This window comes from Mycobacteroides sp. H003 (genome assembly GCF_001440135.1).
Lineage (GTDB): Bacteria > Actinomycetota > Actinomycetes > Mycobacteriales > Mycobacteriaceae > Mycobacterium > Mycobacterium gwanakae.
This window is the reverse complement of the sequence record NZ_LJYL01000010.1, coordinates 272,114-287,514: the sequence shown is the minus strand read 5'-3', so window position 1 is coordinate 287,514 and position 15,401 is coordinate 272,114. Positions and strand designations below refer to the sequence as shown.

16 protein-coding genes and 1 pseudogene are annotated in these 15,401 nt (G+C 65.1%); 13 read left to right on the top strand and 4 right to left on the bottom strand.

Annotated features, from left to right (window positions below):
* Positions 1-28 precede the first annotated feature (28 nt).
* Positions 29-622 (bottom strand): TetR family transcriptional regulator, encoded by a 594-nt coding sequence (locus AOT87_RS07290; protein WP_064409026.1) that lies wholly within the window; start codon positions 620-622, stop codon positions 29-31.
* A gap of 96 nt (positions 623-718) precedes the next feature.
* On the opposite strand from AOT87_RS07290, the gene AOT87_RS07285 reads away from it, so the two are divergent.
* From AOT87_RS07285 to AOT87_RS29230, 4 genes and pseudogenes are all read left to right on the top strand, one after another.
* The gene (locus AOT87_RS07285; protein ID WP_057966923.1) at positions 719-2,464 is read left to right on the top strand and encodes an amidohydrolase family protein; all 1,746 of its coding nucleotides are present in this window, start codon (positions 719-721) and stop codon (positions 2,462-2,464) included.
* Positions 2,461-3,783, top strand: coding sequence for a M20/M25/M40 family metallo-hydrolase (locus AOT87_RS07280; protein ID WP_057966924.1), 1,323 nt, complete (start codon positions 2,461-2,463; stop codon positions 3,781-3,783). The genes AOT87_RS07285 and AOT87_RS07280 overlap by 4 nt, the downstream gene beginning before the upstream one ends.
* A pseudogene (locus AOT87_RS07275) lies at positions 3,780-4,676 on the top strand (nitrilase-related carbon-nitrogen hydrolase); the annotation flags it as partial. The gene AOT87_RS07280 and the pseudogene AOT87_RS07275, both read left to right, overlap by 4 nt.
* A gap of 99 nt (positions 4,677-4,775) precedes the next feature.
* A complete protein-coding gene (locus AOT87_RS29230) occupies positions 4,776-4,958 on the top strand; it encodes a hypothetical protein (RefSeq protein ID WP_030093635.1) in 183 nt (60 codons plus the stop codon).
* 26 nt (positions 4,959-4,984) lie between these two features.
* On the opposite strand, the gene AOT87_RS07270 is transcribed toward AOT87_RS29230, so the two are convergent.
* Positions 4,985-5,296, bottom strand: coding sequence for a hypothetical protein (locus tag AOT87_RS07270; protein ID WP_057966926.1), 312 nt, complete (start codon positions 5,294-5,296; stop codon positions 4,985-4,987).
* Positions 5,297-5,530: 234 nt separating this feature from the next.
* On the bottom strand, positions 5,531-6,028 hold the full coding sequence (locus AOT87_RS07265) for a DUF1990 domain-containing protein (RefSeq protein ID WP_057966943.1): 498 nt from the start codon (positions 6,026-6,028) through the stop codon (positions 5,531-5,533).
* A gap of 19 nt (positions 6,029-6,047) precedes the next feature.
* On the opposite strand from AOT87_RS07265, the gene AOT87_RS29225 reads away from it, so the two are divergent.
* A complete protein-coding gene (locus tag AOT87_RS29225) occupies positions 6,048-6,677 on the top strand; it encodes a PaaI family thioesterase (RefSeq protein WP_030093632.1) in 630 nt (209 codons plus the stop codon).
* Positions 6,674-7,087, top strand: a complete 414-nt coding sequence (locus AOT87_RS29220) for a TIGR02611 family protein (protein ID WP_057966927.1) — start codon at positions 6,674-6,676, stop codon at positions 7,085-7,087. Before AOT87_RS29225 ends, AOT87_RS29220 begins: the two co-directional genes overlap by 4 nt.
* Here AOT87_RS29220 and AOT87_RS07250 read toward each other — a convergent pair.
* Positions 7,070-7,804 carry a DJ-1/PfpI family protein gene (locus AOT87_RS07250; RefSeq protein WP_057966944.1) on the bottom strand — a complete coding sequence of 245 codons (735 nt, stop codon included), beginning with the start codon at positions 7,802-7,804 and terminating at the stop codon, positions 7,070-7,072. The genes AOT87_RS29220 and AOT87_RS07250 overlap by 18 nt on opposite strands.
* Before the next feature lie 189 nt (positions 7,805-7,993).
* Between AOT87_RS07250 and AOT87_RS07245 the strand changes: the two genes are divergently transcribed.
* The 7 genes from AOT87_RS07245 (at position 7,994) to AOT87_RS07215 (ending at position 15,374) form a co-directional block, all read left to right on the top strand.
* Complete coding sequence (locus AOT87_RS07245) at positions 7,994-8,872, top strand: helix-turn-helix domain-containing protein (protein WP_234796424.1); 879 nt, start codon at positions 7,994-7,996, stop codon at positions 8,870-8,872.
* A gap of 91 nt (positions 8,873-8,963) precedes the next feature.
* Positions 8,964-11,018, top strand: a complete 2,055-nt coding sequence (gene thrS, locus AOT87_RS07240) for a threonine--tRNA ligase (protein WP_057966928.1) — start codon at positions 8,964-8,966, stop codon at positions 11,016-11,018.
* Positions 11,011-11,559, top strand: coding sequence for an HIT domain-containing protein (locus tag AOT87_RS07235; RefSeq protein ID WP_030093627.1), 549 nt, complete (start codon positions 11,011-11,013; stop codon positions 11,557-11,559). Before thrS ends, AOT87_RS07235 begins: the two co-directional genes overlap by 8 nt.
* The gene (pgsA, locus tag AOT87_RS07230; protein ID WP_057966929.1) at positions 11,556-12,218 is read left to right on the top strand and encodes a phosphatidylinositol phosphate synthase; all 663 of its coding nucleotides are present in this window, start codon (positions 11,556-11,558) and stop codon (positions 12,216-12,218) included. The genes AOT87_RS07235 and pgsA overlap by 4 nt, the downstream gene beginning before the upstream one ends.
* Positions 12,215-13,228 carry a phosphatidylinositol mannoside acyltransferase gene (locus tag AOT87_RS07225; RefSeq protein ID WP_081343298.1) on the top strand — a complete coding sequence of 338 codons (1,014 nt, stop codon included), beginning with the start codon at positions 12,215-12,217 and terminating at the stop codon, positions 13,226-13,228. Before pgsA ends, AOT87_RS07225 begins: the two co-directional genes overlap by 4 nt.
* Entirely contained in the window at positions 13,228-14,355 is a 1,128-nt protein-coding gene (locus tag AOT87_RS07220) for a glycosyltransferase family 4 protein (RefSeq protein WP_057966930.1), read from the top strand. The genes AOT87_RS07225 and AOT87_RS07220 overlap by 1 nt, the downstream gene beginning before the upstream one ends.
* On the top strand, positions 14,352-15,374 hold the full coding sequence (locus tag AOT87_RS07215) for an NUDIX domain-containing protein (protein ID WP_057966931.1): 1,023 nt from the start codon (positions 14,352-14,354) through the stop codon (positions 15,372-15,374). The genes AOT87_RS07220 and AOT87_RS07215 overlap by 4 nt, the downstream gene beginning before the upstream one ends.
* The last annotated feature ends 27 nt before the right edge of the window (positions 15,375-15,401 follow it).

Here is a 15,401-nt window from a genome sequence, read left to right as displayed (position 1 = left end):
GCGCCGATGATTTCATTCCCACACGGCGTCAATGTGCCGGAAAAAACCGCGCGATGGCGGGGCGCAGACGCGAGGTCTCGAAGTCGTCGATGGGCAGCGCGAGCTGCTCAAGAACCAGCCCGTTGACGGCGGTGAGCAGGTCGGCGGCATCTGCCTCCGGATTGCTCACGCCGGCTCCGCGCAGCTCCTGGGCGAAGGCGGCGCGCTGGGTGGTGCCCCATTCGTCAAGGGTGGCCCGCAGGCTGGGGCGGCGAGCGACCTCGAGGAAGAATTCGTAGCGGGCGATTGCCGCGTCGCGGTCGTCGGACAGAGTCTCGGTGACATAGCGGGCCAGCCGGTCGATGCGTTCGGAGATCTTCGCGTCGGGCAGCTCGGTGAACAGCGCCCGCACTTCTTCGATCTGCCGGGTGGCCAAGCGCCGCAGCGCTTCGTCCAGGAGCTGATCGAGGGTGCCGAAGTAGTAGCGGGCGATCCCATGAGTTGTCCCCGCCTCGGCGGCAACCGCACGGTGAGTCACGGCGCGCGCACCCTCACGTGCCAGTAGACGGATCGCGGCATCCAAAAGCGACTCTCGGCGGGCAGCGCCCCGGGCCATGCGTGGCTCGCGCACCGGAGACGTCATGGGCGTCATCGTACTGGCGCACATTTCCATAAACTTCTCCATTTGGAGAAAATAAGGGATACGGTGGCGCCTATCGACGAACGGCGGGAGGCCTCAATGACCAACACACTCATCACCGGCGCACTGGTGCGCACCTTCGACCCGGCCATTCCCGAGGCCGACGCGCTGGTGCTTCCGGACGGGCGCGTTGTCGCCGTGGGAGACCGGCGGGAGATGGACGATGTGGCCGGAGCCGGTGCGCGCCGCGTCGATGCCCAAGGCGCCGTAGTACTGCCCGGTCTGGTCGACACCCACCCGCATGTCATGCATTTCGGGATGCTCTCCGGCGGACTCGTAGATCTCACCGATGCGGTCGATCACGCGGACATCGTGGCCAGAATCCGCGCGAAGGCCGCGGAAACCGAGCCGGGTGAATGGATCATGTGTACCCCGGTGGGCGAGCCGCACTACTTCATTCGCCGCTCGGAGCGCGATCTGGCCGAGCGGCATCTGCCCGACCGATGGATCCTGGACACCGCGACCGATGCACACCCCGTGCTGATTCAGGCGTGGGCGCCGCGCATGCCGAATGTGGTGGCCTTCAACAGCGTCGGCCTGCGCACCGTAGGTCTGAGCGCACTCATCCCGGACCGGGTGTGTGACGTCGAGATCGAGAAGAACGAGGCCGGTGATCTGACCGGGATTCTGCGCGGACCGGTCACCAACTACTACACCTACGACCCTTTCTGGGGGCAGATCCTGACCAAGCTGCCGCGCCCGAGCCTGGAGAACGCCGTCGCCGGAACCCTCGCGGAAATGAGTCGCTATACCGCACAAGGAATTACCAGCGTGTACGAGGGGCACGCCATGGAACCCGAACACGTGGCGCTGTACCGGCATTTACGCGCGACCAACGCGCTGAGCATGCGGGTGCTGGCGACTCTAGATGTCGAGTCCGTCATCTTCTATCCGTTTGACCCGCTACCACAGCACGAATTCACCGCCAGACTGCGCGAACTCGCCGGCCAGGCAGTCGATCTGGAGGACGACATGCTGCGCCTCAACGGGCTCACGATGAGTCCGGGCGGCCCATGCTTCTCGGGATACTTCGCGACCTACGAACCGTGCGCCGACCCCTTCGGGCGCCCGACACGGGGCAAGCGCTTCTTGTCGCTGGACAAGGAGGAAGCATTTGTGCGGTTCTGTGCCACCGAGGGGATCCGTGCGAATCTGTGCCTGGGTGCGTTCCGAGAGCACGACGATTTCCTCGATATCGCCGAACGTGTTGTGCGCGAACACGACTTCCGTGACCAGCGCTGGATTCTGCAGCACGCCATGACCATCACACCCAAGCAGGCCAAGCGATACGCGGATCTGGGATTTCAGGTGACCACAAGTGCGGGCTTCGCCTGGGGAAAGGGCGCCATGTACGGCGAGCGCATCGGCAGGCATGTGTGGCAAGACCTGGAGCCGCTGCAGCGGTTGATCGACACCGGGCTGGATCTGGCCGGCGGTTCGGACTGGGGCCCGAAGAATCCGTGGGAGCAGATCGAGCTGGCCCAGACGCACCGTTTCGCAGGCAGCGACCATTACAACGACGGGCCCGACCAGAAGATCTCGAGGCTCGAGGCGCTGAAGATGTGGACCACGGGTGCAGCCGCGGTGCTGGGCTGGCCCGAAATCGGTTCACTGACACCGGGCAACTACGCGGACGTGATCATCGCCGACCGAGATCCGCTGACCTGTCCGCTCGACGAGCTACGCGGCACGCGGGTGCTGCGGACCTACCTCGGCGGCGAGACGGTATACGACAGTGGCGAGTTGACGTCGCCGGCCGCACAATCGCAGGCGGTGCACTCGTGAGCTCGGCAGACAAAGTGCTCGACTGTGTCGACAGTCTTCGCGATGAGCTGCTCGACACACTTACCCACGCCATCGCGCTGCGCAGCGTGAATCCGACCTACCCCGACCAGGACTATGACGACCTGGTGGGCGGCGAATCCGATGTGGCGCGTCTACTGGCCGGCGTCTACCGGCAGGGCGGAGCCGAAACGGAGCTGTTCGGCGCGGTGACCGGACGAGACAACGTGGTCGGTGTGCTTCGGGGGAGCGGGGGAGGGCGATCGCTGATCTTCAACGGCCACCTCGACGTCGTGCCCGCCAACGACTCCGACGAATGGACCCACGATCCGTTCTCGGGATTTCATGATGAAACCCACGTTTGGGGACGTGGCTCCGTGGACATGAAGAGCGGATTGGTGGCACAGGCCTTTGCCGCCAAGGCATTACGGGAATCAGGTGTGCAACTGCGGGGTGACCTGATCCTGCAGGGCGTGGTCGGCGAAGAGAACTTCGAACATCACCTGGGCACCTCGGCCGTGCTTGCCTGCGGCTACACCGCCGACGGCGCGATCATCGCCGAACCCACCGGGGCGCGACGTCCTCTGACCGTCATGCCGGCCACCCCCGGCGTTCTCGTCATGCGCATCACCGTCAGCGGCCGCTCCGGTCATGCGTCGGCGCGTTCCCTGATGCGCGCCCAAGCGGCCACTGCTCCAGACGCCGAACCCGTTGCGGTCAGCGCCATTGATGCGGCACTGTCGATTCACGCGGCGCTGTGCGGGCTGGAGATCCAGTGGGAGCAGACACGCACCGACCCGCTCTTTGAGCGCGGGCAGTTCACCATCGGTCTGGACGTGATCGACGGGGGTGCCCGCAGTGGCCGCAACGTCGCCTTCATCCCCGACGAAACCGTGCTGGACTATGCGGTCTTCTATCCGCCCGCGGCCAGCCTGGCCGAAATTCAGGCCGAGATCCTCGAGACGGTGGCCGCCGTCGTCACGGCAGATCCCTGGCTGCGGCGCGAACCTCCGCGCATCGAATGGCCGATGCACTATCCGGGCGGGCGAACGGACAAGTGTGACCCGTTCTGCCAAAACGTGATCGCCGCACGCGAAGAGGCTGCCGCCGGGTCCACATTCAGCGGGCCCCCGGAGGTCCAACCATTCCCCACAGCAACCGATCTCACCTGGTTCACCGCTGCGGGGATTCCTGCTGTCGGCATGGGCCCGGGTGCGTTGGCCATGGCACACGCGGTGGACGAGCGCTGTGCGATCGACGAAATAGTCTGTGCCACCAAGGCCTACGCACTGGCCGCGATGCGTTGGTGCGGTGTGCAATGACCGAGATAGCCCAGCGTACGCCGGTCGCCCCGTACATGGCGGTCGGGTTGTCGACCATTGTCCACGGCATCGGTAGGCGAGACGACATCGCGCGCAACCTGGACAACATCGAGGAGGCCATCCATGCCGCGGTCTCGATCGTCGGCATCAACCTGCCGGTGAAGCTGGTCGCCCTCGCCGAGGGCGCGCTGACCGGCTTTACCGACGAGGTCTTCAACCTTCCGCATATCCGCAGTGCTCGTGAGCTTTTCATTGACATTCCGGGGCCGGAGACAGATCGCCTGGCTGCGCTGGCGCGGACGTATGAGACGTACATCATCGTGCAGTGCAAGGCTCGCTGGCCCGAGATCATCGCAGACCGATTCTTCAACGTCATGGTGGTGATCGCGCCCGATGGTGAGATAGTGCACCGAGCGGCCAAGAATCACGTCTGGTGCCGTGAGCACTCGTGCACCCCGCATGACGTGTACGACCGATGGGTGCAGCTGTTCGGCGATGGGATCGATGCCTTCTATCCAGTGCTGCGTACCCCGGACATCGGCGCTATCGGCACGCTGTGTTGCAGCGACGGTGAGTATCCGGAAGCCGTGCGGGCCTTGGCATTCAACGGTGCAGAGGTGGTGTATCGGCCCAGCGAGGCGGTGCCGATGACGGCGGCCGGTTCGGACGCCGGTGGTACCTGGTTACTGCAAAACAGGGCGCACGCGCACTTCAACGGCCTGTACATGGTGTGCCCCAACTCCGGACCCGTCTACTCCACACCCGCCTCCGAGCACCCGGTCGACATCGCGGGCGGCAACGGTCACATTGTCGACTACTACGGACACGTCATCGGGCAGGCATCCTCGGGAGCGAACGCGATTATCGCGGCGCCGGTGGATCTCGAGGCTCTGCGCCAGTTCCGCGCCATGAATTTGAACTCAAACTGGCTCAAGGATATTCGGACAGAACTGTTCCGGCGCATGTACGACCGACCGATCCACCCGGCCAACCTGTGGCTGCACCGGGAACCGGGGCGCCACGCGGAGGTTGACGACATCTATCGATCCAACATCGCCAGGCTTGTTGACGCGGGCACGTATACCGAACCTGCTCATCGGTTTCCGGGCGCGCGTCATCTGCCAGGGCCCGGAGATGGCGATATGGACGCGGTCCTGGCGAACTGGTCGCCGTAGCACGGCGGGCGCCGTCCCGAAATCGTTTATTGGAGAACGGTTGTGGTGTTCGTCCCGTAGGGGACCTGCGGGTTGGTGCCCAGTGGAGTGCGTGGGTTGGCGCCCTCATGGGTGGGCTCGTGAAATCCTCGGTCGTACAGGTTGGTGCCGGGCTGGGTGCAGGCCCCGCCGACGCGCGGTGCGCTGCCCGCGCACGCGGTCCGGCAGCTGTGGTTGTACGGCGTCTCGCCGGCCGAACACACCGGGAGGTCTGCAGCCACCACCGGGGCGAAGAACATTGCGGCCGAGGCGCCCAGGGCTCCGGCGAACAGCGCGATGCCAGCGGGCAGGGAAACCATGAGGCTCAGAGCTCCTAAAAAAGCATGAATCGAAGTTGAACAAAAGGTTACACATCATAACGATTCGAATGCTCGGAAGATTTGCTGAACAATGCGCCTGTTTGTCTTTCGGCGCTAAATGACCAAGACACGCCCGCTTATTCGACGCGCCAGTGAAGTAGCTGTATCCGTCACCCAGCTAACATGTAGGTTACCGGGGGAGGGTTATGTGTGCAGCAACCGATCGCGCGTCGCTCACAGTGCGTGCAGGTAGCGCTGAGTTACCACACGTTGTAGCTGCTTGACCACCAGATTGCCCACGCGGACCCACCAGTACGACGGCCTGGAGAATGCGGTTATCTCTACGGAGACAACGTCATTGGATGGATCAAAGCGCACGATGAAGACCTCTTCGCCGGTTTCCGGGTGTCCTCGAAGCGTGCCGTATGCGAAACCGCGCCGATTCGGCTCGTCCACCACGTACACGATGCGGCACAGCGCCCAGAACGGCCATAGCCGCGTCATCACGTTCACGCCGACGGCGGCCTCCGGTGCCGACGTCTGTACGGGCAGCCCGATCCCACGTTGGATACCGAATCGCATGAGGCTTGCGGCAGCATCGTCGAACCGCGCCCTACCCGTTCCGATCTGCCGAGATTCGCGCACATGGTGATATCCGGCGGGTAACTCGGTGGCCGTTGCGCCGATCTCGGAGTAGGTGAACGGGAGCTGGCTCAGCCGTGCAATATCCACCCCAATAACGTAGGGGAGTATGACCACCGAGGAAGCAGTAACAGCGCATGAGGGTGGCGGGTTCAATCCGCCCGACCCGACCCTCAAGGGCGGCCCCGACTACGGCCGTTTCATCGATGCACTGCGGACTCTGCAGGATCGCGCTCGCGCCGCCCTGCCACCCGATGAGGTGATCACCAATCTGGCCAACCAGCTCGAGGCCATGAACGAGCTGCTGGACCCGTACGAGGTTTCGGAGTGGGACTCGCCCTCGGGCCGTCGCACCGATCTTCCGCTGCGTGGAAACATCCTGCTGGTCCCGATGACAATCGATAGCTTCGACAACGGAGTGCTCACCGGCACAGCCACTTTCGGGCGCTACCACCTGGGCCGAAACGGGGCGGTGCATGGCGGATGTCTCGGCCTGCTCTTCGACACGATCATCGGCACCGGCACGATGCTGCTCACGGACCTGCGCAAGCTGCGTACTGCGTACCTGAACATCAACTACCGCAAGGTCACGCCGATCGAGAAGGAGCTGCAGTTCGACTGCACCCTGGACCGCGTCGAGGGCCGCAAGGTGTACCTGACCAGCAGATTGCTCGACGGCGACGATGTGCTCGCCGAGGCCGACGCTCTCTTTGTGAAGCTCAATCCCGGTCAGCCGTGAGCGGCCGTACCCGTCGGTGGGCCCGATGGCGCGACGGGGTGCGGGACCGTCCGGCATTGAACGTCTTTTACCGCATGGCGGTTGCGATCATCGGTCTGGCAGTGCTGGGTGCGGGCATCATTGCTATCCCCTATCCGGGGCCCGGCTGGGCGATCGTCTTCCTCGGCCTGGCGATTCTTGCCTCCGAGTTCTCTTGGGCAAGAAAGCTTCTTCACGCAGTCAGGGCCCGGTACGACAGGTTCATGGCCTGGTTTTCCACTCAACCTCAGTGGTTGCGGGGGATCGGGGTGCTGTTCACCGCGGCGTTGGTGGTGGTCACGCTGTGGGTGTTGGGTGCGGTCGGCTGGGTCGCCGCGCTGGCCGGAATCGAGGCGCATTGGCTGAAGAGCCCGCTAGGGCTTGGCGGCTGACCTTCGCCGCACCCGGTCGATGACGTTCGCCCACAGCACCTTCGAGCCCGCCACGACCTCCGCGCTGGCATCGCGTGCCGAGATCATGCCCTTCATCATCAGCACCGCATCTGCCTTGTTGCGGGCCGAGGCCTTGCTGATGTGGCCGGTATCGAATGGCGGCCGCGGGTCGTATTCGATGCACAGCTGAGTGGCCTCGGCGCGCGGCTGTCCGGCGATCTCGCCGACGAGCCACAGACCAAGATCGAGCCCTGCGGACACCCCTGCGGCGGTAATCACCTTGCCGTCACGGACGATTCGCTTGTCCCGCTGGGGATTGGCCCCAAAGGTCGTGAGCACCCGCTGCCCGGCCCAATGGCAGGTGGCGTCCTTTCCCCGCAAGATCCCGGCGGCACCGAGAATGAGCGACCCGCTACATACCGATGCAGTCCACGTCGTGCCCAGGTGAACCTTCCGCAGCCAGGTGAGAACGCCGTCGTCGGCGGCGGTGCTCATGGTGGCCGGTATCGAGCCGCCGATCAGGACGATGTCCGGTGCCGGGGTCTCCTGGAAGGAATGCGTGGCGCCGACCACCAGGACACCGCTATCGGTCACTATCGGCCCCGGCTCGTGCCAGACGAATCGAAACTCGGCCTCGGGCAGCCCCCTCAGCATTTCGTAGGGGCCTATCGCGTCGAGCGCCGTCATGCCCGGGTACGCCAGGATCGCTATCTGCATGATTGCCATGGTTGTCGGCCGATCACGGCGGCAGAAGTGGCCAGATAGACAGTACCCAACGAGATATTGCCAACAACGAGTTACGCTCGCCGCATGCATTCCGTTCCGGGCTGTTCGGGCGAGCCTCACTCGGTACTCGTCCTCGCCCTTCCCGACACCATCGGGTTCGACCTGGCGACCGCTGTGGAGGTGTTTCGCCGCGTGCACCTCGCCGACGGCACTCGGCCCTACCGGGTGCGGGTGTGCGGCACGGCACCCGTCGTCTCTGCCGGACCGTTCGGCATCGCCACAGATCTTGGGCTTGAGGCTCTTTCGAACGCCGACACGATCGTGGTGCCCGCGCGCAACGACGTGACCGCGCCCACGCCCGACGGCGTCATCGAGGCACTGCAGGCCGCGCACGCCCGCGGTGCGCGCATCGCTTCCATCTGCGCCGGAGCCTTCACGCTCGCCGAGGCCGGAATTCTGGACGGCAAGCGTGCCACCACGCACTGGCTCGCCGCTGACCTGTTTCGGCAGATGTATCCGGACGTACGCCTGGATGCCGATGTGCTGTACGTGGACGAGGGCCAGGTGCTCACCTCCGCCGGGGCTTCGGCCGGGCTCGATCTGTGTTTGCACATGGTCACGTGCGATCACGGCACGGCGGTCGCTGCCGAGGCGGCCCGGGTGGCCGTGGCGCCGCTGCACCGGGACGGCGGTCAAGCTCAATACGTCATCCGGAACCGTCAGCGCACCGAGGCAGGCCTCGGCGAGATGCTGGCGTGGATCGAGCACAACGCCCATCGAGAACTTTCCCTGGAGGACCTCGCGGTCCAGGCATCAACCAGCGTGCGCAGCCTCAACCGGCGATTTCGGGCCGAAACGGGACAGACGCCGATGCAGTGGCTCACCGGCGTGCGGGTCCGTCATGCCCAGCAGCTGCTGGAATGTTCGGCGGACTCCGTGGAGTGGATCGGGCGCGAGGTGGGGTTCGGTTCACCTGCGAATTTCCGGGAGCAGTTCCGTCGGCTCACCGGGGTCTCCCCGCTCGCTTACCGGAATACCTTCCGGGCGCGCTCGGCCTGAGTGCTCTCGGTGCCCATCGGCTGGGAAGGCGCTGGTGTGGACCGATAGCATGAGTTCGCAAACCCCCCGTCTCTGAAGTGGAGAACTGCTGATGACTGCGCCCAACCCGTCTTCCCCTGTGCCCCCTATCCGGGTGCCGGCCGGGACGACGGCGGGGACTGCGGTGCGCGAGGCTGGTCTGCCGGGCAAGGGCGAGGACGCCATCGTCGTCGTCCGGGTGGACGGTGGGTTGAAGGATCTGTCGTGGACTCCTGAGGTCGACACCGAGGTAGAGCCGGTCGCGGCCAACACTGAGGACGGGCGCAGCGTCATCCGGCACTCGGCCGCCCACGTGCTGGCGCAGGCAGTGCAGGACCTCTTCCCGAAGGCCAAGCTTGGTATCGGTCCGCCGATCACCGATGGCTTCTACTACGACTTCGGGATCGATCACGCCTTCACACCTGAGGACCTGGCGGCCCTCGAAAAGAAGATGAAGCAGATCATCAAAGAGGGGCAACGCTTTTCACGCCGGGTGTACGGCTCGGTGGAAGAGGCGCAGGCGGAATTGGCCAACGAGCCGTTCAAGCTGGAGCTTGTCTCCGATAAGTCGGGCGCCGACGATCCCGAGGTGATGGAGGTCGGTGGCGACGAGCTGTCCGCCTACGACAACCTGAATCCTCGTACCGGGGAACGGGAATGGTTCGACCTGTGCCGTGGCCCGCACATTCCCACCACCAAACACATCCCGGCGTTCCGGCTCACTCGCAGCTCGGCCGCCTACTGGCGCGGCAATCAGGCCAACGCCAGCATGCAGCGCGTCTACGGCACCGCCTGGGAGTCGCAAGAGGCGCTCGACAAGCACCTCGAACTGCTGGAAGAGGCGCTGCGGCGCGACCACCGCAAGCTCGGTGTGGAGCTCGATCTGTTCAGCTTCCCCGACGAAATCGGTTCCGGTCTGCCGGTTTTCCACCCCAAGGGTGGCATCATCCGCAAGGAACTTGAGGACTACTCGCGCGCCAAGCACACCGCCGCCGGGTACGAATTCGTCAACACTCCGCACATCACCAAGGAAAACCTGTACCAGACCTCTGGGCACCTGGACTGGTACTCCGACGGCATGTTCCCTCCCATGCACATCGACGCCGAACTCAATGACGACGGCACCGTGCGCAAGCCGGGGCAGAACTACTACCTCAAGCCCATGAACTGCCCGATGCACCACCTGATCTACCGGGCGCGGGGCCGTTCATACCGTGAATTGCCGTTGCGGCTCTTCGAATTCGGATCGGTGTACCGATACGAGAAATCCGGTGTGGTGCACGGTCTGACCCGGGTGCGGGGCATGACGCAGGACGACGCGCACATCTACACCACCCGCGAGCAGATGCACGAAGAGCTGACGTCGCTGCTGCGGTTCGTGCTGGATCTTTTGTCCGATTACGGGCTCGACGACTTCTACCTGGAGCTGTCGACCAAGGATGAGACGAAATTCGTTGGATCCGATGAGGACTGGGAGCAAGCGACCAAGACCCTGGAACAGGTGGCGCTCGACTCCGGGCTGCATCTGGTCCCGGATCCGGGTGGCGCGGCGTTCTACGGTCCTAAGATCTCGGTACAGGCCAAGGACGCGCTGGGCCGGTCTTGGCAGATGTCGACCATCCAGCTCGACTTCAACATGCCGGAGCGATTCGAACTGGAGTACACCGCTGCCGACGGAACCCGTCAGCGTCCGGTGCTCATCCACCGCGCACTGTTCGGGTCTATCGAGCGGTTCTTCGGTGTGCTCACCGAGCACTACGCGGGTGCCTTCCCGGCCTGGCTATCGCCGGTGCAGGTTGTTGGTATCCCGATTGCCGACGCCCACGCGCCGTACCTGAGCGACATTGTCTCGCAGCTCAAATCGCAGGGCATTCGGGCCGAGATCGATGTCAGCGATGACCGCATGAACAAGAAGATCGTCAACCACACCAACCAGCGTGTGCCGTTCCTGCTGCTGGCCGGCGATCGTGACGTGGAGGCGGGCGCGGTGAGCTTCCGCTTCCGCGACCGTACCCAGGTGAACGGAGTGCCCCGTGATGAGGCCGTGGCCGCCATCATCGATTGGGTGAACAGACACGAGAACGTTTCTCCGACCGCCGAACTGATGAAGCTGGGGACCCGTGACTGACGAGGACTCGACCATCACCGACCGGGGAGTGGGCGACCCCGATCACCTGCAGCGGCTCTGGACCCCGCACCGGATGACCTATCTGGTGGAGGCGGTGAAGTCGAGTGGGGCGGAGTCCGCTCCGTTCACCGACATTCCCGAGATGGCCGACGAAGACGGTCTGGTGGTGGCGCGCGGGGAGCACGTGTACGCGGTGCTCAACCTGTACCCGTACAACCCGGGACATCTCATGGTGGTGCCGTATCGGCAGGTCGCCGAGCTCGAGGACCTCACCGAGAATGAGAGTCGCGAGCTGATGGCGTTCACTCAGAAGGCGATTCGGGTGATCAAAAAGGTGTCACGCCCGCACGGTTTCAACGTGGGACTCAACCTGGGCACGGCGGCAGGTGGATCGCTGGCCGAACATTTGCATCAGCACGTGGTGCCGCGCTGGGGCGGCGACGCCAACTTCATCACCATCATCGGCGACTCCAAGGTGCTGCCACAGCTCCTGCGGGACACCCGCCAGCTACTCGCCAGCGCCTGGGAGCAGCTGCCATGAGCGGCTTCTTGTCCCGGGAGACGTTCGCGAAGATCATCACCCCGCTTGCCGGCGCGGTGCTGCGCGCCGGATTCACCCCGGACACCGTCACCATCTTCGGGACCGCGGCGACGGTCGTCGCCGCGCTCACCCTGTTCCCGACGGGCCACCTGTTCTGGGGTGGCATGGCGGTCTGGCTGTTCACCATGTTCGACATGCTCGATGGAGCGATGGCGCGAGCCCGTGGTGGTGGCACCAGATTCGGCGCGGTGCTGGATGCCACATGTGATCGTGTGGCCGATGGCGCGGTGTTCGCCGGACTGCTGTGGTGGGCGGCATTCGGTTGGGGATCAACGTCTTTGGTCGTGGCCACACTGATCTGCATGATCACCTCGCAGGTGATCTCGTACGTGAAGGCGCGGGCCGAGGCCTCCGGGCTGCGTGCTGACGGCGGGCTGATCGAGCGCCCGGAACGGCTCATCATCGTGCTTGCCGGAGCGATCTTCAGCGGCGGGTTCGGGTTACCGGAACCGCTGCATGTAGCGATGTGGGTGCTCGCGATCGCGAGCCTGGTGACGGTGGCGCAGCGCATGCATGCGGTGCGCACATCTCCCGGCGCACTTGATCTGCTGCCCAATTCCGACGCCGGACAGGACACCGCGGAGACGAATCAGTCATGAGTGTGTGGGGCGAACGTGCTGCTGACTGGGGGTATGCCGCCGGCTGGAATCTGACGCAGATGACGCCAGATCTGCTCGCCCGCGCCATATTCGATGTCGGTGCCATGGTGGGTGCCCGCAACGGTGGACCCGAACAGCTGCGTAAGAACCTGGCCCGCGTGCTTGGCGTGCATCCGCGCGAGGTGCCCGACCGGCTGATGATCGACTCGATGCGTTCCTATGCCCGGTACTGGCGTGAAGCATTCCGGCTGCCGTCGCACAACATGGAGCGCCTGGCCGCTCGCCTGGACAGTTCCCTGTTCGGTCGCCGAAATCTCGATGAGTCGCAGGCCCAGGGACGGGGCACCATCATCGCCCTGCCGCACAGCGGAAACTGGGATATGGCGGGGGTGTGGCTGGCCCAAACCTACGGGACCTTCACCACGGTGGCCGAGCGTCTCAAACCCGAGTCGCTGTACCGCCGCTTCCTGGACTACCGGGAGACCCTGGGCTTCGAGGTGCTCGCGTCCAGCGGCGACTCCACCGGGCCGTACGAGACGCTGGCAACGCGGCTACGGGAAAATCGCGTCGTCTGCCTCATGGCTGATCGCGATTTGAGCCGCAGTGGTGTCTCCGTCGACTTCTTCGGCGCAGAAGCTCGGATGCCCGCGGGCCCGGCCCGGTTGGCGATCGACACCGGAGCACGCCTGCTGCCGGCACACTGCTGGTTCGAGCCGCACGGTCAATGGGGCGTGCGGATCCAGGCGCCCATTGATACGTCATCGGGCGATGTCGCGGTCGTCATCCAGACGCTCGCCGATGAGTTCGCCGCCAATATTGCCGAGCGCCCCGCGGATTGGCATATGTTGCAGCCGCTGTGGCTTGATGATCTGTCCGAAGAGCGTCGAACTAGGTTGCGGACCTCGCCGGTCCAACCGGCGCCGGAGAACCATCCCGCGCCCGGCCGGGAATCGGACACTGATGGTCGGGCAGCCCCCCGGGAGACTGATCCCGTTGGTGGGCAGGCGTAATGCGCATCGGGATGGTCTGCCCGTACTCCTTTGATGTACCGGGTGGCGTCCAGTCCCATGTGGTGCAGCTGGCGGAGGTCATGAGGGACCGCGGACACCACGTCAGCCTGCTCGCGCCGTCGTCATCGGACGTTGAGCTGCCCGAGTTCGTGGTGTCCGGCGGCAAGGCCGTCCCGATTCCGTACAACGGCTCGGTGGCGCGGCTGCGGTTCGGCCCAGCCACCTATGCCAAGACCCGGCGCTGGCTGGTCGACGGCGACTTCGATGTATTGCATCTGCATGAACCGAACGCGCCGAGTCTGTCCATGCTGGCGCTCATGGTGGCCGAGGGCCCGATCGTCGCCACCTTCCACACGTCTACCACGAAGTCGTTGACGCTGAGCGTCTTTCAGGCGGTGCTGCGCCCGTGGCACGAAAAGATCGTCGGCCGGATCGCGGTCTCGGAGTTGGCCCGGCGCTGGCAGATGGAAGCACTCGGATCTGACGCGGTCGAGATTCCCAACGGCGTCGATGTCCGGTCCTTTTCCGGGGCGCCGATGCTGGAGGGCTACCCGCGGGTAGGTAAGACGGTGCTTTTCCTGGGCCGCTATGACGAGCCACGCAAAGGTATGGACGTGTTAATGGGGGCGCTGCCGAAGCTCGCGGCCAGTTTCTCCGATGTGGAGATCCTGATCGTCGGTCGAGGAGATGAGGCCGAACTGCGCACGCAGGCAGGGCCGTTGGCGAAACATCTGCGCTTCCTCGGGCAGGTGGACGATGCCACCAAGGCCTCGGCCATGCGCAGCGCCGACGTCTACTGCGCCCCCAACATCGGCGGCGAGAGCTTCGGCATCGTGTTGGTGGAGGCGATGGCGGCGGGTACTGCGGTGGTCGCCAGCTCGCTGGACGCCTTCCGCCGTGTGCTCCTGGACGGCTCGGCGGGACGGTTGACACCCACCGGTGATGCGGATGCCTTGGCGGCGGCCATCATCGACGTGCTCGGCGACGACGAGGGGCGCGCGAAGCTGGTGACGGCAGGCACCGAGGCAGTGCAGCGGTACGACTGGTCGGTGGTCGCGCAGCAGATCATGCTCGTCTACGAGACTGTCACCGCGTCCGGTGCGCGTGTGAAGGTCGACAGTTGGTGACCTTCTCGGCGTTGACCGTCATCGTCATCGCCCTCATCGGCACGCTGGTCGCGCTGGGCCTGTTGTGGGCCTATCTGGTGGCCAACCGGCTGGACCGACTGCACGTGCGCAGCGACCTGTCCTGGCAGGCCCTCGATGCCGCGCTGGCACGCCGCGCCGTCGTCGCACGGGCGGTAGGAGATGCGCTCAAGGACGACCAACTGATCAAACTCGCCGCGAAAGCCGAGCGGGCCGAACGTGACCGGCGCGAGTATGCGGAGAACCAGCTGGCCTCAGCGTTGTCCACCGTCGACTCCGAGCGGCTGCGCCCCGCACTGGTGGCCGAGCTCGCGGACGCCGAGACGCGGGTGCTGATCGCGCGGCGCTTCCACAACGACGCGGTACGCGACACTCTGGCCCTGCGGGTGCGCAGACCAGTGCGCTGGTTGCGTCTGGGCGGAACCGCACCGATGCCAACGTATTTCGAAATCATCGACCGCCAGGGCGCGGGCACCGAAGACCCGGCCCTGGCCAACTTCCGCACCTCGGCGCGGATCATCCTGCTCGATGAGGATGGCCGGGTGCTGCTGCTGCGCGGCTTCGATCCCGCCGCCCCCAGCCCGGCGGTGCATTGGTGGTTCACCGTGGGCGGACAGACCTTGCCGGGGGAGAAGCTGTGCGACGGCGCGGTGCGCGAGCTGGTCGAGGAGACCGGATTATCGGTTCCCTCCGGGCGCCTGGTGGGCCCACTGTGGCGTCGGGTAGCCGTCTTCGACTTCAACGGAACCACCATCCGCTCCGAGGAATTGTTCTTCGTGCACCGGACCAAGAGGTTCGAACCGGCGACGGACGGCCGCACCAATTTGGAGCAGCGCTACATCACCGGGCACCGCTGGTGCGACGCCGAGGAGATCGCCGCACTCGCGGCCTCGGGGGAGCAGGTGTTCCCGAATCAGCTGGGAGAGCTGCTCGGAGAGGCCGCCACTGCCGCAGATGCGATGGCCGCCGATGGGCGCCGCGACCCGATCCTCATCGGGTGAGCCCGGTCACCGCACCTCCCGGGACAA